A 20,506-nucleotide genomic window follows, 5' to 3' on the forward strand; every position below is an offset into this window, starting at 1 on the left:
TGATGCAATAACGGGGCGCACGTAAAGTACGTGCCGTGCCCCTGCGGATGAACGTGCCGGCCGAGCCGGGCGAGGTCGACCTGCGGCCCCTGTCCGCGCGCTCGGTCGTGCTGAGCCTGCTGCTCGGCGCCCACCCGCCCGAACTCCCGGTGCGCGACCTCGTCAGCGCCGTCGAGCCCTTCGGCGTCGGCGGGTCGGCGCTCCGTGCGGCGCTGAGCCGGATGGTGGCGGCGGGCGATCTGCGGCGTACGGACGCCGTCTACGGCCTCAGCGACCGGCTGCTGTCCCGCCAGCGCCGTCAGGACGAGGCCGTGCGGCCCCGCACGCGCCCGTGGCACGGCGACTGGGAGATGGTGGTGATCACGGCGACCGGGCGCGGCCCCGCCGAACGCGCCGACCTCAGGGCCCGGCTGGCCGCGCTCCGGCTGGCCGAACTCCGCGAGGGCGTCTGGCTGCGGCCCGCCAATCTGCTGCGCACGCTGCCGGAAGACCTGGAGGCGGTGGCCCAGCACTACATCGCGCGCCCCGGCGGAACCGCGGCCGTGGCCGACCGGCCCGGGGCCGGCGTGACCGCGGCCGACGGCCCGGCAGGCGCAGGTCCGGCAGGCGTCGGCCCGGCGGCCGACCGTACTTCGGCCGGGCTGGCCGCGAGCCTGTGGCCGCTGGACGACTGGGCCGCCACCGCCCGGTCCCTGCTCGCCCATGTGGCCCGCGCCGACCGCCCGGCCGACCGCCTCACCGGCTTCGCGGCGGTCGTACGCCATCTGCTCGCCGACCCCGTGCTGCCCCCCGAACTCCTGCCGGACGACTGGCCCGGGGCGGCGCTGCGCTCCGTGTACACGGGCTACCAGGGAGAGTTGGCGCGGACGGTGCCGCAATCCGGCCGTCAGGACGGCGAGTCGGAGTCCGGGGGCGGCCGTGGCGGGGAGGCGGAGTCCGATCGCGGTCGTGGCCCGGACGGAGGCGCGGCGGCCGCGGGCGCCCGGTGAACCCGGTGCCGTGCGGCCGCCGCGCGGACGGTCACTTGTAGGTGATGTCCGAGGTGGCGTACTTGCAGTAGGTGCTGTCGGGGCCCGAGCCGTTCGTGGTCGGCTCCGCGCCCGTGTTGTTGCCGATGTACTTCTGGCAGGGGACGATCTTCTTGCTGGAGTCCCCGACGATGGTGATCTTCTTCAGGGTCGCGCTGTCGCCGTAGTTGGTGTTGATGCCGACGAGCTTGCTGCCCTTGTACGTCGCCTCGATGGTGTTGAGGTTGATCGTCCGCTTGTACTGCGTCTTGCAGTTGCCGCACGAGCGGACGAAGGTGCCGAAGGTCTGCACCGCGAAGTTCGAGACGTTCAGGGTGCCGGCGCCGTTGAACTGGAACACCTTGTCGCTGGCTTCCTTCGCGCCGCCGCCGGAGACGGTGTACACGTTGGACGAGGAGGAGCCCAGGAAGGTCGCCGCGTCCTCGCCGACGTCCTCCCACCAGACGTTCTGGAGCGTGCAACTGCCCAGGCAGTGGATGCCGTCGGCGGCGGGGGCGCCGATGATGACGTTCTTCAGGACGGTGCCGGCGGCCAGTTCCAGGATCGGCCCCTGGTCCTCGTCCTGGCTGCCGCTGCCCAGGTCGCCGGTGCCGTAGAGGCGCAGCATCCCGTAGTCCTTGGTGCCGGAGACCGAGATGGTGGACGAGACGGCCTGGCTGCCGCTCGCGGTGGGCCAGGTGGCAGCGTTCGCGGGCGTGAGTGCACCGCTTGCCGTGATCATGCCAATCGAAAGACCGAGGGCGGCCAGGGAGCCGGTGACGGCGCGCCGTCGGGTGCGTGGCCGTGCGGGTGGGGTCATGTCCCGATACCTGCTTCCGGATGGGGGGTTGTCAGATCTTTCCCGCGCCCGCGCCCGCGGTCACCGAGGCGACGACGGTCGAGGCGGGTTCGGCGGTGTAGCTGTACGGCGGGCTGGTGAAGGTGCCCGTCCGGGAGATCTCGGTGGCGGCGCCGCCGAGGTCGTTGCCGCTCAGGTTGGCGTAGCCGTCCACGTCGCTGTCGCGGCTCGTCGTCACGGCGACCGCGGTCGAGCGGAACACGTTGTTCTGGACGAACATCTGGGCGCCCATCCGCGAGTGCACCGCGGTGTCGGCGCCGACCACGTAGTTGTCGTAGAAGTGCCCGGTGCCGAAACGCAGGCTGGGGATGCGCGAGTTGACGTTGTTGAACCAGTTGTGGTGGTACGTCACCCGCAGATGCCCGGTGTCCTCGCTCGCGTTGCTGTCGCTGTGGCCGACGAGCGAGCCCTTGTAGTGGTCCTTGAAGGTGTTCCAGGACACCGTGACGTAGTCCGAGCCGTGCGTGATGTCGAGCAGGCCGTCGTAGTAGTCCTTGTCGTGGTCGCGGTCCGACGAGAAGGAGTTGTGGTCGACCCACACCTTCGTGGAGGCCTGGACGGTGATGCCGTCGGCGGGCGCCACCGGCTTGCTGATGTTGAGGTTGCGGATGACGACGTTGGTCACCTTCTTCAGCCGCAGCCCGCCACCGGTGAAGCCGGACGCCGAACCGACGCCCAGGACCGTGGTGTTGGACCCGATGTCGACCTGACCGCTCAGCGAGATCAGGCCGTTGACCTTGACGACCTTGGCCGAGTCGCCCGTCACCGCCGTCTTGAAGGCGGCCAGGGTCGTGACGGTGACCGCCGTGCTGCTGCCACCGCCGGTGGTCCCGGCGCCGAACCCGACCGGGGAGGTGTCGGCCGCCCCGGCCGGCTGGGGGAGGGCGAGGACGACGGCCGTGGCGAGAGCGGCGGCGCCGGCGGCCAGTGCGGAGCTCCGTGCATGGGTGCGCGGGAGGCGAGTGCGCATGCGGGTGCGTCCCTTCAGTGGGGGTCAGGGTGGTCATGTATGTGCATGACGTACGCCATGTAGAACACTGCGTGCGGTCAGCGTGGCCTTTGCGTGGCTTGCGCCCGAGGCATCGGTCACGCTGCTGAACGGAACGTAGATGGCAAGCGCTTTCTAGTCAACGCCTCGCGCAGAACCTGTTCCGGTACTCCCCGTCGACGGCGAGGGCTTGCCGGGTCGGGCGCGGGAGCGCTCCCACGGCGAGATGGCACTCAGGGGGTGAACAGAGTCGTGAGCCGAAAAGCAGCGTCGCGGGCCGCTACGGGTGTCCCGGTCCGACCGGGGTCCGGGCCGCGGCCAGCAGCGATTGCCAGTCCGGCAGCTTGACGACACCTCGCCCCAGAGAGGCCCCGAGCTCGGCCTCGGCGCGTTCGATCGCCAGCCAGCCCGCCCAGGTGACCGGCTCGACCCCCTCGGCCCGCAGAGCCGCGAGCGGGTCCTCGGGCAGCTCCCTCGCACCGAGCGCCGGGGCGTCCGCGAGCAGTGAGGCCACCGTCTCCTTCGCGCACGACCGGTTGGTGCCGATGACCCCGGTCGGTCCGCGCTTGATCCAGCCCGCCACGTACTCGCCCGGCGACACGGCGCCCGCGCGCAGCACGCGTCCGGCGAGCTGCGGAACCGTGCCGTGGTCCGCGTCGAACGGCAGGCCCTCCAGCGGCAGCCCGCGGTAGCCCACCGACCGCAGCACCAGCTGCGCCTCGACGTCCTCGTACCGGCCGGTGCCCCGCACCCCGCCGTGTCCGTCGGGCTCCGTGCGCTCGAAACGCACCGCGCCCACGCGCCCGTCGTCGGCGAGCACTTCCACCGGCCGCAGGAAGAAGCGCAGCCCGATCCGGCGCGCGGCCTCCGTCGGCGGTCGCGCCGCCCAGCCGCGCAGCACCTCGATGTTGCGGCGCTGCGCGGCGGGCAGGCCGCCGGGATCGCCGTACGCCGGATCCGCGGCCAGCTCGGCGGGATCCACCGTGACCTCGGTGTCCGGCAGGGAGCCCAGCTCGCGCAGCTCCTTGGTGGTGAAGCGGGCCTGGGACGGGCCGCGGCGGCCCACCATCCGGATGTCCCGCACCCCGCTCTCGGCCAGCGCGGCCAGGGCGGCCTGCGGCATGTCGGTGGGGCTGAGCTCGGCCGGGCCGCGGGCCAGCATCCGCGCCACGTCGACGGCGACGTTCCCCACGCCGATGACCACGGCCGAACGGGCCCCGGTCACGTAGCGGTCGTCCCCGGCGTCCGGGTGGGCGCTGTACCAGGACACGAACTCCGTCGCCGACCAGCTCCCCGGCAGGTCCTCGCCGGGGATCCCGAGGTGCCGGTCGGTGGCCGCGCCCACGCAGTACACCACCGCGTGGTACAGCTCCAGGAGCCGGGCGGCCGGGATTCCCTCGGCGCCGACCCGTACCCCGCCGAGGAAGCGCACCCGTTCGTGCTCCAGGACCGTGCGCAGGTTGTTCTGGAGCGACTTGATCTTCTCGTGGTCGGGTGCCACGCCGTAGCGGACCAGTCCGTACGGGCACGGCAGCCGGTCCAGGACGTCGACGTACGCCCCGGAGTCCAGTTCGACGAGGTTCTGGGCGGTGTAGCACCCGCTCGGCCCGGAGCCGACGACGGCGACACGCAGCACGGCGGAACTCCTTGTCCGAGGGGTACGGGGGTTCGGAGGAGGTCGCTGACGACTTCAGCATGGCACCGCGGCGGCTGCGCTGACAGGGTGCTGTGGCGTTTGGGCGTGCGCGTGTCCGTTCTTGTGGAATGTGATCATGCGGTTACGTCACGTGTGTGCCGGATGCATCCTTTCTTGATCTTTCCGATCGTTCCGCTTCGGACGGTGTCGTGTCCGTGTGGCCTGCGTGGGAACTGCGGGAGGGGGCGGATGTGACCGCGTGGTTCGACGTCGGGCTGGCCTTCGCCGACGGAGCCCGGGTCGACGTGCTCGCCGTGGTGTCCGGTGGCCGCGTCTCGATCGAGGACGTCCGGGCGCAGCCGCCCCTCTCCCTCGGTGACCTCGTGGTGCTTCCTGACTGGATCTCGGGTCCGCTGTACGAGGTGTGCGGGCCGTCCGTCGAACGGGGGCAGAGGGCGGGCGAGGGTCCGGCCGGGGCGCCCGAGTGCGACATCGGTGAGACCGTCTGCGGCCTCGGCCTCGGCCTCGGCCTCGGCCTTGGTCTCGGCTTCGGTCCCGGTGCCGCGCCCTCCTCCGTGCGCCGCGCCCGTCCCGCCTGGCCGCGCGGTATCGAGGGGCGATGGCTGGTCGCGCAGGAGTACCGGGCGGCCCAGCGGGAGGGTGCCGACCCCGTGCTCGCGGTGATGTGCGCCACCGGGTGCAGCCGTCGCAGGTCGCTCAGGATGATCTCGCGGGCCCGGGACGCCGGGTACCTGGCACCGCGCCACGCGCGGCGCTGACGGGGGCGGGTCCTCCGGCGGCCTCGGCTTCCTCGTCCGCCGCGCGTCCCACGTCCTGCGGCTGCTCCGTCTCCTGCGCCTGGTCCGCCTACCGCATCCCCTGCATGCGGGTGATCTCGCTCGTCTGCTGGGCGATCACGTCGTCGGCCATCTCCTCGATCCGGACGTTGTTGCCCTGCGCCTTCACCTCCGTGGCCATGATGATCGCCCCTTCGTGGTGGGCGATCATCAAGGTGAGGAACAGCTCGTCGAAGGCCTTGCCCCTGGCCGCGCGCAACTCCGTGAGCTGAGCCGCGGTCGCCATGCCGGGCATCGCGGTGTGGTCGTGCGTGCCGACGCGGCCGTCCTCGGCGTAGGGCTTCAGCCAGCTCTCCATCGCGGTGATCTCCGGCCCCTGGGCCGCGGCTATTCGCTCGGCGATCCGTCTGACGCCCGCCGACTCCGCGCGGTCGGGGGCCAGCCGGGTCATCTCCAGGGCCTGGGCGTGGTGTTCGATCATGTGGCGCGCGTACCGGAGGTCCGCCGCGTCGGGGGTGTCGTCATCGGCGCGCTGCCGGGCCGCCTCCTCGGCGGACAGGGTCCGGTTCGCCTCGCCGGGCCCGCCCGGCACGATCACCGAGGGGCCGCCGGTCCCGGCCGGCCCGGGCCCGGATCCGGAATCCGAGTCGCAGCCGCCGAGCGCGAGTACGGCCACGGCGACCGCGGAAGCCAGGGCGAGGGACGTACGGGACGAGTGACGAGTGAGCACAACGTCCTCCTGTGGCAGGCGGGTTGGGCAACGGCACGAGCGGGACAGGCTGGTACGGACAGGGGAGGAGGAGCGGGAGAGGTACCCCGTGCGTCATGGTTCGGGCGGTTCGCCGACTGGCCCGTTGCCCTCTTTTGGTATGTGCATGACCAATACGATACTTCGGGGGAGCGTGAACCGTTCCCGTGTGCATGCGACGAGGGAGGATGCAGTGACCCTGTCGAACCATCCCCGAACACGGCACAGAAGAACCGGAGTCGGCGCGATCGCGGCCGGACTCCTGGCCGCGCTGCTCACCGCGGTACCGGCGGCCGCCACCCCCGACCCGGGGGACGGCCCGGCGGCGCGGCAGGAGGTCTCCGCCGGGGCCGAGGCCCAGGCGGCGCGGGCGATCGCCGACGGCGAGATACCCGGGCAGGACGAGATCGTCCACTCCGCCGACATCGAGCACCTGGCCAACGTCCCCAAGGACGCCTTCACCGGCCTCAACTCGGATCTGGCCTTCCAGGGCGGATACGCCTTCGCCGGCAACTACGACGGCTTCCGGATCTTCGACATCGGCAACCCGAAGGCGCCCAGGACGGTCGCCCAGGTGCTGTGCCCCGGCTCGCAGAACGACGTCTCCGTCTCCGGCGACCTGCTGTTCCTGTCCACCGACTCCTCACGCAGCGACAGCAGTTGCAACAGCACCACCCAGCCCGCGACCGAGAAGTCGTCGTGGGAGGGCATGAAGATCTTCGACATCAGCGACAAGGCGAACCCGAAGTACGTCGCCGCGGTCGAGACCGCCTGCGGTTCACACACCCACTCCCTGGTGCCCGAGCGCAGGAACGTCTACATCTACGTCTCCTCGTACTCGCCGAGCGCCACCTACCCCGACTGCCGGCCGCCGCACGACGGCATCTCGGTGATCAAGGTGCCGCGCAACGCCCCCGAGAAGGCCGCGGTGGTGAGCTTCCCCGTCCTGTTCCCCGGTGAGGGCCCGGACGGCGGCGGCAACCCGGGCGCGCCCACCAACCCCGGTGTCTCCAAGACCACCGGCTGCCACGACATCACCGTGCTGCCGGAGAAGGACCTGGCCGCGGGCGCGTGCATGGGCGACGGCATCCTGTTCTCCATCAAGGATCCCGAACACCCGAAGGTGATCGACCAGGTCGAGGACAACGTCAACTTCGCGTTCTGGCACTCGGCGACCTTCAACCAGAAGGCGAACAAGGTCGTGTTCACCGACGAACTCGGCGGCGGAGGGGCCGCCACCTGCAACGCGACCGTGGGTCCGGACCGCGGTGCCGACGGCATCTACGACATCGTCGGCAAGGGCGACCGGCGCAAGCTCGTCTTCCGCGCCTACTACAAGATCCCCCGCCACCAGGCCGACACCGAGAACTGCGTGGCCCACAACGGATCGCTGATCCCGGTCAAGGGCAAGGACATCATGGTCCAGGCCTGGTACCAGGGGGGCGTCTCGGTCTGGGACTTCACCGACTCCACCGCCCCGAAGGAGATCGCCTACTTCGAGCGCGGCCCGCTGTCCACGACCACGCTCTCCATCGGCGGTTCGTGGTCGGCGTACTACTACAACGGCTACATCTACTCGAACGACATCGCCAAGGGCTTCGACGTCCTGAAGCTGAGTGACCGGCGCACGGATCCGGCGAAGCGGGTGCGGTTGCGCGAGCTGAACGTGCAGACCCAGCCGGACTACTTCGACTGATCGACCGGTCGGCAGTCCGTCGCGAAGAACCGCGACATGTCCGTCTGTCCCGTCCCGCCGGCCGCCTCGGTGTCCGGCGGGACGCCCATCTCCCAGTCCAGCCCGTACCGTTCGAACAGTTCGGCGCGCAGCGGCGTGATCGGCAGGGGCACGTTCGGCAGGACCATCGCGTAGACGGCGCCCATGAGCAGGGAGCGCAGCATCGGGTAGTCGGCGTCGACGTTCTGCGAGCCGCGCCGGACCACGGTGTCCCGCAGCAGTTCGGCCAGCCGCTGCTGCTCCGGACACTGCACGAAGCCTTCCGCCTGGAGCAGTCCCGCCATGTGCGTGCGCATCAGCACGGGCTGGTCCCGGGCCAGTCCGAGAACCGCGTCGACTGCCCGTGCCATCCGCTCCCGCCCGTCCTCGGTGCACGGTTCGCGCTCCAGCGCCTCGTCCAGGGTGCGGTGCATCAGCCGGTGCACGGCCGACTGCACGAGGTGGCGTTTGCCGGGGAAGTAGTAGGAGACCAGGCCCCGCGCGGATCCCGCGCGGTCGGCTATGTCGCCGAGCGTCGTGGCCTCGTACCCACGCTCCCGGACCAGTTCGACCGTCGCCTGAAGCAGCCGCTCCCGGGAACGCCGCCGCAATTCTTCATTGACCGAGGCGCTGCGCGGGGACATGCTGGAACTCCTGCGTTGACTGGCCGACAGCCAACTATACTCAACGCGTCCTGGCCGACCCCTGTGCGGGGCCGGCCGGGCTGTCGTCCGCCTCGGGCGACGCGGGGGATCGTCCGAGGCGGACGTACTTCCCGCACTGGTAGTTGCCTTGGGCGATGTGTGCTGTGACTTCGGTGTTCTCGGTGTTCTCGGTGTTGTCGGTGGCTTGGGTGTTCTGCCGTCGGCCGGCCCGGAGCGTCGCGGCCGTCAGCCCACCATGCCGAGTACCGGGAGCAGGGAGTCCGGGCGTTCGGCGACCGGCAGGTGGTCGACGAAATGGACCCGGCAGCCGAGAGCGGCCGCGCCACCGTCGGAGCGGCGTTCGTCCCCCACCATGAGCGTGTCCCGCGGATCGGCGCCGAGCGCCGCGCAGGCGGCCGCGAACAGCCGGGGATCCGGCTTCTGGACGCCGTGTTCGTACGACAGGGTGTAGCTGTCCACGAACGGGTCGAGGCCGTGCTCCCGGAACACCGGACGCATGTCCCAGCCGATGTTGCTTATCACGCCCACATCGATCCCGCGCTCGCGCAACGCCCGCAGCACCTCGACGGCGTCCGGGTACGGCGTCCACGCCGCCGGTGTCCTGTGCCGGTCGTAGAGCGCGTCGTACAACTGAGCGTCCGGCAGCGGAACCTGACGAGCCAGACCGGTGAACGCGGCCCGGTGCCGCTCGGCACTGGAGTCCCGGGTCGCCCACAACTCGGCGAGTTCTGGCGGTACATGTGCGGGGACGCTCCCGCCGGGCAGCGCTCCGGACCGCTCCAGCGCCTGCGCCGTTTCGGCCAACTCGGCCTCGGGGAGGGCGAGATCAGCCTCGGAGAGCACCGCGCGCAGCCAGGAATCGACGGACTCGATTCGGCAGAGGGTGCCGGAGAAGTCGAACAGAACGGCGGTCATGCGCGGGACCCTACCGGGTCGCCGTCCGGGCGTGCCCGCGGGGATCCGGCCCACCGGGTGTCGCGCGCGACGGCCTAGCCGCCTGGCCTCCCCCGGCTCGGGCAGGTGCTAACCCAGTGCCCGCAGCGCCGGTACGAGCGCCACCAGGACCGGGACCAGCGGCACCAGCGCGCCCGCCGCCGTCAGCCGCAGGCGGTGAGCGGCGGTGAGCCGGTGCGGGGGAGCGAGGAGGCGGTCGACGCGCTGCGGAACGTGGGCGTGCGGGGTCGGGACGGGACCGAACACGCCCCGGTCCTCGTTGAGTTCGACCAGCGCGAGGGCGGTCGTCAGCCTCCCGAAGCGGCGGGAGGCCATGTCGTCGGCGGCCAGTTCGACCAGCCGGTGCATCTCGGCCTGGAACGCCGCGAACACCGGTACCTGCGGAAACCCGTTGGCCAGTGCGGCCGAGCAATGCAGCAGCCAGTCGTGCCGGGCCTGGGCGTGGCCCTGCTCATGGGCGAGGACGGCATCCAGCCGACGCCCTTTGAGGCGGCGCAACGCACCGGTGGTGACCACGAGTCGGGGAGCCGGCCCCGGCAGCCACCAGGTGTCCGGCCGCTCGCCCTCCAGCACCACGAGCCGGCCGCCGGGTGCGGTCTCGCCGGGCAACAGCGGTGCGCGTACGAGCAGTTCGCTATGGCGACGGCGTCGCCCGAGCCGGGCACGGGCGACCTCCCGGACCAGCATCGCGGCGCTCCACAGCCCGCCGCACGCGAGCGCCACCGCGATCGTCGCCGCGCACTTCGCCGTCCAGGGGCCCGCCGCGCCGAGCGTGTAGGCCTCCACCACCGCGCGGGGCGCAGGCCCGAAGACCCGGCCGCGCACCGCCTGCCAGGCCGCGGCGGCGCTGAGGGTCATCGACAGCGCGCAGCACACCAGGACGGCCACCACCACGCACTGCCACACCCACAGCGCGACCACCGGTTCCCGGTCCGTCCAGTCCGCGCGGGCGAGCAGCCGGGGGGCGAGGACGGCGGTCAGGGCGCCGAGCAGCAACAGTGCCGCGGGGACCATCATGGGAGCACCCTATGAGCGCCGTGCCGCCCGGGGGTACGGGGCGCCCGGGCAAAGTGACGCAAGCAACGATTGCGCCCGGCACGGACGTCGGCGGCTTCGCGCCGTCCGCGCCGATTTCGTACGGTGCGGGTGTCCGTGGACCTCGGCGGGTGTCCGCGGGCCCCGGCCGGGCGCCCGAGGTTCCCGGCCGGACTCCCGAGGTTCCCCGCCGGGCCCCCGGGGCCGCTCCCGGGCGGCTGCCGGAAGGCCCGCGGGCTCAGAGCGCCAGCAGCATCGCCACCATGCCGATCCCCATCGACAGCCGGCACGCCCGCGCCAGCTCCGGCCGGTCGCCCCACCCTCCGCCCACGGTGCCGCCCGCGGCGGGCAGCAGCCGGACGCCGGACACCAGCACGTAGCCCGCGAAGTAGAGCAGCAGCACCCCGGTCACCAACGGCAGTCCGGAACCGCCGTGGTCGTGATGGCCGCCGCCCGGGGCGGCGGCCATCACGACCGCCATGTACACCATGGTCGCCGTGCCCACCAGGTGGTGCAGATGGTGTGCGTCGGCCCGCGCCGCCCACAGGGCGCGCACCCCCGCCGCGCCGAACACGACCGCGTACGCCGGCCAGGCCCAGGACGGCGGGGTGAACACGGCCGCCGGTACGGCCATCACGGCCATGCCGAAGCCCATGAGCGCCTCGCCGCCCGCGGCCCGGCGCTGTTCCTCGACCCTGCTGCGCATCCGCAGCAGGCAGTAGGCCCCGGTCGCCGCGCAGAGCGCGACCAGCAGCCAGCCGGGTGACGCCGGTCCATGCACACGAGCCTCCCCGCTCGGCGGTCCTGGACGGTCGGTCAAGGGATGCCCGGGCCGGGCGGAGCGCAAGCGAGCGCAAGGGTGTACACGGGGAGCACTCGGCGGAGCACGGCAGGTCACCGGAGATGTCGACCGGGCCCGGGTGAATTTTTTACAAGTAAAACACCTGCTAATCTTGTAGGTATGAGCAGTGCGACCCCCACCCCCGTCACCCCACGCGTCCGGCGCCTCCCGCTGGCCGGTGTGCTGCGCCTCGGCCGGCCCTCCGACATCTGGTTCAAGCCCGCCCTCAGCGCGGTCGCCGCGATCGCCCCGCCCAACCTCGCCCTGCTGGCGCTCGGCCGCCTCGACCTGGCCATGTACACGATGGCCGGCTCCCTGTGCGCGCTGTACGCCCACAACCGTCCGTACGCGGCCCGGGGCCGTGTCCTGGCGCTGGTGGTGCTCGGCATGACCTGCGGCCTCGCCGTCTCGCTGCTCGCCGCCTCCCTGACCGCGAACGCCGTCGTCCTCGTCACCGTCGGCGCGCTGCTGGCCGCCGTACAGAAGGTGCTGTGCGACGCGAGCCGGGTCGGGCCGCCCGGCAACGTGGTCCTCACCTTCATCAGTTCCGCCTCCCTCTTCGCCCCGCAGTCCCTCGGCCAGATCCCCGGCCATCTCGCGCTGGCCCTGGCGGCGGGCGCCTGGGCCTGGATCGTCGGCATGGCTCCCGGGCTCGTACGCCCGCACGGCCCGGAGCGCCGGGCCACCGCCCAGGCCCTCGAAGCCGCCGCCGCGTACGCCGCCGCGGTCGGCGGCGCGGCGCGGACGGGCGCAGGCACGACCGGCGGCGCGCACGCAGGCGCGGGCGTGGGGACGGCCGCGGCTACGGGTGCCGGTCCGGCGCGGGCCCGGGCCGCGACGGCCGCCGCCGTGCACGCCGCCTGGCAGACCCTGCTCGCCGCCGGCGCCGACTCCGGGTCCCGGCGCGCGCTCGAACGGCTCGTGGTCCGGGCCGAGGTCGCGCTCGCCGCCCCCGGCGACACGGAACCCGAGCGACTGCGTGCCTGGGCGCGCGCCCTGCGCGGACGCCGCCCCCTGCCACAGGTCGACGACCCGGCGGCGACCGCCGACGAACTCCTCGGCGTCGAGGCCGAACTGGACGCCGGAAAGCGGCCGTTGTGGACCAGGCTCGGCCCGCTCACCCCCCTCGCCGTCCGTACCGCCGTCGGCTGCGCCCTCGCCGGGTACGCCTCCCTCGCCCTCGGGGTCGGCCGCCCCTACTGGGCTCTGGTCACCGCGGCCTCCCTCTACCAGGCCAACCTCACCCTCACCTGGAGCCGGGGCGTCCAGCGCGTCGTCGGCAACCTCGTCGGGGTGCTCGTCTTCGCCGCACTCGTTCCGCTGGCCCACCTCCACCAGGCGGCGCTCGTCCTGTGCTGTCTCGCCCTGAACTTCGGCGCGGAGGCGCTGATCAGCCGGAACTACTGGCTCGGCAGCATCTGCGTCACCCCGATGGCGCTGCTCATCACCGAGTTCGCCCGGACCCAGGACGCGGGACAGCTGATCACCGAACGCGTCCTGGACACGCTGATCGGCGCTCTGGTCGGTCTCGTCGCCGCGATCGCCGTCACCAACCGGCGCGCCGGCGACCGTCTCGAACGGGCGCTGACCACCGCGGAGGGCGCCCGGGAGCGCGCCGCCCGACTGTCGGCCGAGCCGCAGGTCGCCCCCGGCGAGCTGGAGTCCGCCCGCCGGGTGCTGTCCGGTGCCCTGGTCGACCTGCGGGCCACCGCGGACGCGGCCGCCGGTGAGTGGTGGCAGCGCGCGCTCCCCATGGAGCGGGTCGTGCTCGCCGAGCAGAGCGGACACCGTACGCTCGCGGCTACGGTACGGCGCCAGGGACTTCTCCTGGACCGGCGCACGAGCGGCAGAGCGGAGGACGTACGGTCATGACGCCGACGCAGGGAAGACCGACGGAAGGGGCCGGCGGGGCCGGAGCCGGCGGGGCGACGCGCGGAGACACGGTAGCCGCCGTGGTGGGGCAGTGGCAGGCCGTGCACCCCGAACTCGACACCGGGCCCATGGAGATCATCGGCCGGGTCAACCGCTGCGCCGCACTCCTGCAACAGGCCGAGGACGCCCCGTTGCGCCGGGCCGGTCTCAGCCGCCCCGAGTTCGACCTGCTCGGCGCGCTGCGCCGCACGGGGCACGAACTGACCCCCAGCGAGCTGGCCCGCGAGACCTTCTCCTCGGGCGCCGCGGTGACCAAACGCCTCAAGCAGCTCACCGAGCGCGGTCTGGTGGAGCGCCGCGGCGACACCCGGGACCGCCGCGTCGCCCACGTCCGCCTCACGGACGCCGGCCGCGACCTGGTCGACGCGATCCTGCCCGAGCAACTGGCCTACGAGGCTGCCGTGCTGGAGGTGCTGGACCCGCCGAGCCAGGGAGAACTGTCCGCGCTCCTCGCCGAGTTGCTGGGCCGGCTGGAGGGCCACATGGGCGCGCTGCGGGCCTGACGGCCGCCCGCGCTCCGACCGTGCCCGAAAGCGCTGGCCGTCACCGCGGGATGCCGCCCCGGATCCCACTCGGCCCGGGCGGGTGCACCGGGTGCACCGGGTCCACCGGCTGTCGCGGATCCGTCGGCGCCGCGGCGGAGGTGCGGCCACGGATTCGACCGTCCGCGCGACCGCAGCCGCAGCCGTTCGGGCAGCCGCGGCTTCGACGTCCCGCGCGGCGACGGCCGAGACGGCCCGGGCGGGCTTGGCGTCGACGGCTCCCGGGCTGCGGCTTCGGTGGGCCGCGCGGGCTCGCCCTCGACGCCCCGCAGGGCCTCGGCTTCGGCGGTCACGCGCGGGCGTGCCGTCCGTGTCGTCAGTGTCGTCCGTGTCGTCCGTGTCGTCAGTGCCGTCGTGGTGGTTCGCGTCGTCGGGCGTGCTCAGCCCTCGGCGCCTGCCGTGTAGACGCCGAAGACCGCGCCCTGCGGATCGCGCAGCACCGCGATCCGTCGCCCTCCCGCCATGGTGGTGGGCTCCATGAGCACACTGCCGTCGCCACCGGTCGTGGTCGCCGCCGCCGCGTCCACGTCCTCCACCGCGAAGTACGGCAGCCAGTGGGGCGGCACCTCGGGCGGGAACTTGTCGTCCATCGTGATCATGCCGCCGAAGTCGGCCCCGTGGACGCCCCACTGCGTGTAGTGCTCGGAGGCGTTCACGGTCCAGCCGAACAACGTCGTGTAGAAGGTCTCGGCGCGCTCGGGCGAACGGGTCAGCAGCTCCACCCAGCCGAGCGAGCCGGGCGCGTTGAACACCCCAGCGCCCGGGAACGTCCCTGCCTGCCAGAGCTGGAAGGGCGCGCCGCCCGGATCCAGGGCCACCGCGAAACGGCCCGCGTCGAACACCTCCATCGGCCCGACCAGGACCTTTCCGCCCGCCTCCGCCAGGAGCCGCGCGGCGACGTCGGCGTCCGTCACGGCGAACGACACGTTCCACGCGACGGGCTGCGACTCCTGATACAGGGGTGAGAGGGCGGCGACGGGCGCGTCTCCCAGGTGCGCGATCGTGTATCCGCCCGCCTCCGGCCGGGGATCCGTCTCCGGACGCCAGCCGAACACCTCCGCGTAGAACCGCTTCGCGCCCTCCAGGTCGCTGGTCCCCAGTTCGGTCCAGCAGGGCCCGCCGGGCACCGGCTTGTCGAGCTTCATGGCGTTCCTTCCGGATGGGGGCCCCTTCAGCACGCTAGCCCCGCCTTCCGCCACCGGCCATCCGGCACCCGGTGCCACACCTCGGCGGCGGAGCGCGGCGTCATCGCGGCCAGGAGCCGAAGGGCGTGGAGCCGAAACGCAGGCCCTAGATGCCCGGTCGGTAGCGCAGCGGATGCTCGGCGGGTACCTCCACCAGCACGATCTGGGTGCCGTCCGGGTCGGCGATCCACATCTCGACCAGTCCCCACGGCTCCGTCCGTGGCGGACGTACGATCTCGACGCCGTGGGCCAGCAGCTCGGCGTGTGCCGCGGCCACGTCCGCGACCTGGAGCCACAGCCTCAAGGGAGGGGACGCCGGGGCCTCCGCGCGCCCGGAGAGCTCCAGGAAGCCGCCACCGAGGAAGTAGACGGTGCCGCGCTCCGGGCCGGTGCCGAACTCGCGGTAGACGGCGAGGCCCAGCCGCTCGCCGTAGAAGACGCGCGAGCGTTCGGGGTCGGTGGGGCGCAGGAGTGTCCGGCTGCTCAGTACATGCACCATGCAGCCGGAGCCTACCGGCGGGCTACCCTCGTCCCTGCCGAGCCGCGCCACAGATCGGAGACACCCGCCCATGGACACCGTCGCCACCACCGGACTGACCTTCCGCGACGCCACCGAAGCCGACGTCGACGCGCTGGTCGCGCTCGTGCAGTCCGCGTACCGCGGGGACGCCAGCCGGGCCGGCTGGACCACGGAGGCGGACATCCTCGAAGGGCAGCGGACCGACCCGGAGGGCGTACTGGAGGTCGTCACGTCGCCCGACAGCCGGCTGCTGACGGCGGAGCACGACGGCCGACTGCTGGCCTGCTGCCAGATCGAGCACCGCGGTGCCCACGCCTACTTCGGCATGTTCGCGGTCAGCCCCACCCGGCAGGGCGGCGGCCTCGGCAAGGCGGTCATCGCGGAGGCCGAGCGGCTGGCCCGCGAGACCTGGGGTGTCGCGGAGATGCACATGACCGTCATCTCGGTGCGCGAGGACCTCATCGCCTGGTACGAGCGCCGCGGCTACCGCCGTACGGGCCGGATGACCCCGTTCCCGTACGGCGACGAGCGCTTCGGCATCCCGCAGCGCGACGACCTGGAGTTCGAGCTGCTGGTCAAGGAGCTGACCGTCTAGTCCGCCGCGCTCGCCCCCGGCCGCCCGGCTGCTCCCGCCGTCAGGCGGTGAAGCGGCCCGTGCGCTTGATGTCCGGGTAGTCGGTGGTCGCGCCGTCGAGCTGCAGGGCGCGCACCAGCCGTAGGTGGTCCTGGGTGTTCACCACCCAGCCGATGATCCTCAGGTCCGCCTCCCGCGCCCGCTCCACGACCTCCAGGGTGAGGCGGCGGATGTTGAGGCAGAGCGTCGAGGCCCCGGCGTCGACGGCCCGCTGCACGATGTCGGCGTCATAGCGGCTGCCGATGAGCGCGGTCCGTACACCGGGTACCAGCCGGGCGATCTCCGTGATCGCGTCGTCGTGGAACGAGGACACCTCCACGCGCCCCAGCAGATCGAGCCTGGTCATGACCTCGGCCAGGGCCCGGGCCGCGGCCACGTCCTTGATCTCGGCCTGGAGCGGTGTGCGTACCGCGTCCAGCACCTCCTCGAAGACGGGGATCCGCTCGCCGCGGCCCGCGTCCAGGCCGCGCAGTTCAGCGAGGGTCATCTCGGCGATCGGGCCGCAACCGTCGGTCGTGCGGTCCACCTCGGCGTCGTGCATGACGACGAGGGCGCCGTCCTTGCTCAGATGCAGATCGAGTTCGATGACGTCGAGGCCCGCCTGCTGGGCTGCGACGAAGGAACGAAGGGTGTTCTCGGGCTCGACACCCATGACCCCGCGATGACCGATGGTAAGGAAGTTCAAGGTTCAACTCGCTTCCGTCGACGGCGGCTCGGCGCACGCGCGGAGCAGAGGCGGACGGAGCGGACGGCACTGTCCACGCGGCAGAGCCGCAGCCTAATGGTCGGGCCGCGCGATGGACCCGCTCGTACGCAGGGCATTGGTGTGGCGTGCGGGTCCGCTCCGGTCCGCGGCGCCGGGACGGCCCCCGCGGTGGGCCGGTCGCCGCTGGATCGGCTCCGCGCGGTGGCCGGATCCGGTTCCCGGTGTCAGGTGTGTGCCGCGTACCGGTGGGTAGCGGAAGCGTGGGCCGTTCGGGTGTCGCGCAGGAAAAAGTGCGGTGACATGCCGAGTGCGCAGAATAATTTCCCGAGGATCCACTTGCTGGGGGGAACCCCGTATGTATACGGTCTCCTTACGTGATGTTCTCCCGTGGAGGATGGGAAATGGCGGAAATTCTTGTGCAGGTGGGTTCGGAGGAGCGGGTTCCTCCCGTGAGCAGGGTGGTCGAGCACCCGGCGTGGCCCGTGCTCAAGGATGCCGTGGAGCAGATCCGGCCATGGCAGTCGAAGGACGGTTCGATCGACTTCGACGCCGAGGGTGCGCCCGGCAAGGCCGACGCCGAACTCGCCGTCGGGCGTGTCGCCGACGCCGTCGAGGAACTCTCGCCGCTGCTCCCGCACGACGTCGCGTACCACCAGGCCCTCGTCAAGGACCTGCGCCGCTGGGCCGACGGCGGCTTCGGGGTGCCGGACTTCCTCGACTCGCTGCTGGCCTTCCAGCCCGCCGCGCGGCGCGAGGACGGCCTGCAGCACCTGGTCGTCTTCCCGATGTACACCCAGAACGGCAACCCCGACCGCAACCTCGAGGCCGTCGTCCTGCGCATGGTCTGGCCGGACTGGCTGGCCGAGCTGGAGCGCACCCGTTACGACAACCCGCTGTTCTGCGGGATCACCTTCGAGGACTTCACGGCCGGCTACGACACCAACTCCGCCGTGCTGTTCCCGGAGACCATCGCCGTGCGCGAGGCGCCGGAACGATTCACCTGGGGTGGCATCTTCTGTGACCGCGAGGCGGCCCGCTTCCGGCGTGTCACCGACGCCGCCGTCGACGTCCTGGGCCTGGAGCTGCCCGAGGACATCGCCGCCATGGTCCACGACCAGAAGCGCTGCGAAGAGGCGTTCGTCCTGTGGGACATGGTCCACGACCGCACCCACAGCCACGGCGACCTGCCCTTCGACCCGTTCATGATCAAGCAGCGCCAGCCGTTCTGGATGTACGGCCTGGAGGAGCTGCGCTGCGACCTCACCGCCTTCAAGGAGGCCGTGAAGCTGGAGGCCGACGGCGTCCCGCAGGCCCGGGACGTGCAGTACGCGGTGCTGTTCGACCGGATGTTCCGCTTCCCGGTCACCGGCGACCGGGTGCGCAACTACGACGGTCTCGGCGGCCAGCTGCTGTTCGCCTACCTCCACAAGCACGACGTCGTGCGCTGGACGGACAACAAGCTGCACATCGACTGGCAGCGTGCCCCGCAGGTCACCAACCAGCTCTGCGCCGACATCGAGCAGCTGTACCGCGACGGGATCGACCGTCCCAAGCTGGTGCACTGGTTCGCCGGATACGAGCTGGTCTCCGGATACCTCGCCCCGCACCCGGGCTCCACGTGGGCCAAGGGTCCGGACGCCCTGGACCTGACCCAGCCGCCGCGCCGGCTCGTGGACGACGTGCTTCCGGACGAGTTTCCGCTGAGCATGTTCTATGAGGCACTGTCCAAGAGGCTAAAGAACGTGATCGCCTCGACCCGGGGCATCACGGCGGACGGCGCCGAGCGGGTCGCCGCGTGAGCGAGCGCGGCACCGAGAACACTGCTCAGGAGGCGAAGATCATGGTGGGGAACGGTGCTCTCAGCGGTGCTGTGATCGCGGTGGCGGGCGCGGGCGGACCCGCCGGACGGGCGGCGCTGCTGCGGCTCGCCGAGGCGGGCGCCACCGTCGTCGGGGCGGACAACGACCCCGAGCGGCTCTCCGAGGCCGTGGACGCGGCCCGCTACGCGTCCGGTGGCGCCACCGTCACCGGGGACACGGTGGACCTGCTCGACCTGCAGTCCACCCGCGACTGGGCCGCCCACATCGAGAAGGACTTCGGCCGTGTCGACGGGCTCGTCCACCTCGTCGGCGGCTGGCGCGGCAGCGAGACCTTCACCAAGACCAGCCTCGACGACTGGGACTTCCTGGAGCTGCTGCTCGTCAAGACCGTGCAGCACACCTCCCTCGCCTTCCACGAGGCGCTCCAGCGCAGCGACCGCGGTCGGTACCTCCTGATCAGCGCTGCCGGCGCGAGCAACCCGACCGCGGGCAATGCCGCGTACTCCGCCGCCAAGGCCGCCGCCGAGGCGTGGACGCTGGCCATGGCCGACTACTTCCGCAAGGCGGGGCTCTCCGAGGGCGCCGAGGGTGCCACGTCCGCGGCTGCCATCCTGGTCGTGAAGGCGCTGGTGCACGACGCGATGCGCGCCGAGCGACCCAACGCGAAGTTCGCGGGCTTCACGGACGTCAAGGACCTGGCCGAGGCCATCGTCGACGTCTGGAACCGGCCCGCCGCAGAAGTGAACGGAAACCGTCTGTGGCTCACCGAGAAGCCGTGAACCCTCCGAAGACCGACGCGCGCCGCCATCACGACCCGCAGATCCGAGGATTCGCCAGCGACAACTACGCCGGGGCCCACCCGGAGGTGATGGCCGCCCTGGCCCTGGCCAACGGCGGTCACCAGGTCGCGTACGGCGAGGACGACTACACGGAGAACCTCCAGCGCATCGTCCGCAGCCACTTCGGGCCCACGGCGGAGGCGTTCCCCGTCTTCAACGGCACCGGCGCGAACGTCGTCGCGCTCCAGGCGGTCACCGACCGGTGGGGCGCGGTGATCTGCGCCGAGAGCGCCCACATCAACGTCGACGAGGGCGGCGCCCCGGAGCGGATGGGCGGGCTCAAGCTGCTCACCGTGCCGACGCCGGACGGCAAGCTCACGCCCGAGCTGATCGACCGGCAGGCGTACGGCTGGGACGACGAGCACCGGGCGATGCCCCAGGTCGTCTCGATCACCCAGAGCACCGAGCTGGGCACCCTCTACACGCCGGACGAGATCCGCGCGATCTGTGACCACGCCCACGCGCACGGCATGAAGGTGCACCTGGACGGCTCCCGGATAGCCAACGCGGCCGCGTCGCTCGACATGCCCATGCGCGCGTTCACCAACGCGGTCGGCGTCGACATCCTCTCCCTGGGCGGCACGAAGAACGGCGCCCTGTTCGGGGAGGCGGTCGTCGTCGTCAACCAGGACGCCGTCCGCAGCATGAAGCACCTGCGCAAGCTGTCCATGCAGCTCGCCTCCAAGATGCGCTTCGTGTCGGTGCAGCTGGAAGCCCTGCTCGCCAAGGACCTGTGGCTGCGCAACGCCCGCCACGCCAACGAGATGGCCACGCGGCTGGCCGAGGGCGTCCGTGCCGTGCACGGGGTGGAGATCCTCTACCCGGTGCAGGCCAACGGTGTCTTCGCCCGGCTGCCGCACGACGTGAGCGAGCGCCTCCAGAAGCGCTTCCGCTTCTACTTCTGGAACGAGGCGGCCGGCGACGTGCGCTGGATGTGCGCGTTCGACACGACCGAGGACGACGTGGACGCGTTCGTCGCGGCGCTCAAGGAGGAGATGGCGCGCTAGACACACCGGGCGCGGTGCGTCCGGCGGCGTGTGCAGTGATGCATAGATATGCGGTCACCTGAAAAGTCATTGACTCTC

20 protein-coding genes are annotated in these 20,506 nt (G+C 72.0%); 9 read left to right on the forward strand and 11 right to left on the reverse strand.

Going from position 1 to position 20,506, the window contains the following annotated elements:
- The first annotated feature begins 41 nt into the window (after window positions 1–41).
- Window positions 42–989, forward strand: coding sequence for a PaaX family transcriptional regulator C-terminal domain-containing protein (locus ACWC24_RS22770; RefSeq protein ID WP_450664767.1), 948 nt, complete (start codon window positions 42–44; stop codon window positions 987–989).
- Between the two features lie 31 nt (window positions 990–1,020).
- Here the strand turns inward: ACWC24_RS22770 and ACWC24_RS22775 are convergent, their stop codons facing one another.
- The 3 genes from ACWC24_RS22775 to ACWC24_RS22785 all read right to left on the reverse strand — a co-directional run bounded on the left by ACWC24_RS22775 (window position 1,021) and on the right by ACWC24_RS22785 (window position 4,490).
- Window positions 1,021–1,827, reverse strand: a complete 807-nt coding sequence (locus ACWC24_RS22775; RefSeq protein WP_450664685.1) for a pectate lyase — start codon at window positions 1,825–1,827, stop codon at window positions 1,021–1,023.
- 31 nt (window positions 1,828–1,858) lie between these two features.
- Complete coding sequence (locus tag ACWC24_RS22780) at window positions 1,859–2,836, reverse strand: pectate lyase family protein (RefSeq protein WP_450664686.1); 978 nt, start codon at window positions 2,834–2,836, stop codon at window positions 1,859–1,861.
- Between the two features lie 298 nt (window positions 2,837–3,134).
- Window positions 3,135–4,490 (reverse strand): FAD-dependent oxidoreductase, encoded by a 1,356-nt coding sequence (locus ACWC24_RS22785; protein WP_450664687.1) that lies wholly within the window; start codon window positions 4,488–4,490, stop codon window positions 3,135–3,137.
- 209 nt (window positions 4,491–4,699) lie between these two features.
- On the opposite strand from ACWC24_RS22785, the gene ACWC24_RS22790 reads away from it, so the two are divergent.
- Window positions 4,700–5,269 (forward strand): DUF6214 family protein, encoded by a 570-nt coding sequence (locus tag ACWC24_RS22790; protein ID WP_450664688.1) that lies wholly within the window; start codon window positions 4,700–4,702, stop codon window positions 5,267–5,269.
- An 88-nt stretch (window positions 5,270–5,357) separates the two neighbouring features.
- On the opposite strand, the gene ACWC24_RS22795 is transcribed toward ACWC24_RS22790, so the two are convergent.
- Entirely contained in the window at window positions 5,358–6,017 is a 660-nt protein-coding gene (locus tag ACWC24_RS22795) for a DUF305 domain-containing protein (protein ID WP_450664689.1), read from the reverse strand.
- Window positions 6,018–6,228: 211 nt separating this feature from the next.
- On the opposite strand from ACWC24_RS22795, the gene ACWC24_RS22800 reads away from it, so the two are divergent.
- On the forward strand, window positions 6,229–7,731 hold the full coding sequence (locus ACWC24_RS22800) for an LVIVD repeat-containing protein (RefSeq protein ID WP_450664690.1): 1,503 nt from the start codon (window positions 6,229–6,231) through the stop codon (window positions 7,729–7,731).
- Here the strand turns inward: ACWC24_RS22800 and ACWC24_RS22805 are convergent.
- The 4 genes from ACWC24_RS22805 to ACWC24_RS22820 form a co-directional block, all read right to left on the reverse strand.
- Window positions 7,719–8,393, reverse strand: a complete 675-nt coding sequence (locus ACWC24_RS22805) for a TetR/AcrR family transcriptional regulator (RefSeq protein ID WP_450664691.1) — start codon at window positions 8,391–8,393, stop codon at window positions 7,719–7,721. The two genes, ACWC24_RS22800 and ACWC24_RS22805, sit on opposite strands and share 13 nt — an antisense overlap.
- 246 nt (window positions 8,394–8,639) lie before the next feature.
- Window positions 8,640–9,329, reverse strand: a complete 690-nt coding sequence (locus ACWC24_RS22810; RefSeq protein ID WP_450664692.1) for an HAD family hydrolase — start codon at window positions 9,327–9,329, stop codon at window positions 8,640–8,642.
- A gap of 108 nt (window positions 9,330–9,437) precedes the next feature.
- Window positions 9,438–10,385 carry a M56 family metallopeptidase gene (locus tag ACWC24_RS22815; RefSeq protein ID WP_450664693.1) on the reverse strand — a complete coding sequence of 316 codons (948 nt, stop codon included), beginning with the start codon at window positions 10,383–10,385 and terminating at the stop codon, window positions 9,438–9,440.
- A 256-nt stretch (window positions 10,386–10,641) separates the two neighbouring features.
- Window positions 10,642–11,184, reverse strand: a complete 543-nt coding sequence (locus ACWC24_RS22820; RefSeq protein WP_450664694.1) for a DUF5134 domain-containing protein — start codon at window positions 11,182–11,184, stop codon at window positions 10,642–10,644.
- A 180-nt stretch (window positions 11,185–11,364) separates the two neighbouring features.
- Between ACWC24_RS22820 and ACWC24_RS22825 the strand changes: the two genes are divergently transcribed.
- Together ACWC24_RS22825 and ACWC24_RS22830 are read left to right on the forward strand one after the other, a co-directional pair.
- The gene (locus tag ACWC24_RS22825; RefSeq protein ID WP_450664695.1) at window positions 11,365–13,116 is read left to right on the forward strand and encodes an FUSC family protein; all 1,752 of its coding nucleotides are present in this window, start codon (window positions 11,365–11,367) and stop codon (window positions 13,114–13,116) included.
- Entirely contained in the window at window positions 13,113–13,679 is a 567-nt protein-coding gene (locus ACWC24_RS22830; protein ID WP_450664696.1) for a MarR family winged helix-turn-helix transcriptional regulator, read from the forward strand. The genes ACWC24_RS22825 and ACWC24_RS22830 overlap by 4 nt, the downstream gene beginning before the upstream one ends.
- 419 nt (window positions 13,680–14,098) lie before the next feature.
- Here the strand turns inward: ACWC24_RS22830 and ACWC24_RS22835 are convergent, their stop codons facing one another.
- Window positions 14,099–14,863, reverse strand: a complete 765-nt coding sequence (locus tag ACWC24_RS22835) for a VOC family protein (RefSeq protein WP_450664697.1) — start codon at window positions 14,861–14,863, stop codon at window positions 14,099–14,101.
- 145 nt (window positions 14,864–15,008) lie between these two features.
- Window positions 15,009–15,401 (reverse strand): VOC family protein, encoded by a 393-nt coding sequence (locus ACWC24_RS22840; RefSeq protein WP_450664698.1) that lies wholly within the window; start codon window positions 15,399–15,401, stop codon window positions 15,009–15,011.
- Between the two features lie 70 nt (window positions 15,402–15,471).
- Between ACWC24_RS22840 and ACWC24_RS22845 the strand changes: the two genes are divergently transcribed.
- Window positions 15,472–16,017 carry a GNAT family N-acetyltransferase gene (locus tag ACWC24_RS22845; protein ID WP_450664699.1) on the forward strand — a complete coding sequence of 182 codons (546 nt, stop codon included), beginning with the start codon at window positions 15,472–15,474 and terminating at the stop codon, window positions 16,015–16,017.
- 40 nt (window positions 16,018–16,057) lie between these two features.
- Here the strand turns inward: ACWC24_RS22845 and ACWC24_RS22850 are convergent, their stop codons facing one another.
- Complete coding sequence (locus ACWC24_RS22850) at window positions 16,058–16,741, reverse strand: glycerophosphodiester phosphodiesterase (protein WP_450664700.1); 684 nt, start codon at window positions 16,739–16,741, stop codon at window positions 16,058–16,060.
- A 422-nt stretch (window positions 16,742–17,163) separates the two neighbouring features.
- On the opposite strand from ACWC24_RS22850, the gene ACWC24_RS22855 reads away from it, so the two are divergent.
- Genes ACWC24_RS22855 through ACWC24_RS22865 form a run of 3 tightly spaced genes read left to right on the forward strand, consistent with a single transcriptional unit; the run spans window position 17,164 to window position 20,428 of the window.
- The gene (locus ACWC24_RS22855; protein WP_450664701.1) at window positions 17,164–18,561 is read left to right on the forward strand and encodes a DUF6421 family protein; all 1,398 of its coding nucleotides are present in this window, start codon (window positions 17,164–17,166) and stop codon (window positions 18,559–18,561) included.
- Window positions 18,562–18,605: 44 nt separating this feature from the next.
- Window positions 18,606–19,361 carry an SDR family NAD(P)-dependent oxidoreductase gene (locus tag ACWC24_RS22860; protein WP_450664768.1) on the forward strand — a complete coding sequence of 252 codons (756 nt, stop codon included), beginning with the start codon at window positions 18,606–18,608 and terminating at the stop codon, window positions 19,359–19,361.
- Entirely contained in the window at window positions 19,358–20,428 is a 1,071-nt protein-coding gene (locus tag ACWC24_RS22865; RefSeq protein ID WP_450664702.1) for a threonine aldolase family protein, read from the forward strand. Before ACWC24_RS22860 ends, ACWC24_RS22865 begins: the two co-directional genes overlap by 4 nt.
- The last annotated feature ends 78 nt before the right edge of the window (window positions 20,429–20,506 follow it).

The sequence above is a fragment of the Streptomyces sp. NPDC001443 genome (genome assembly GCF_053597355.1).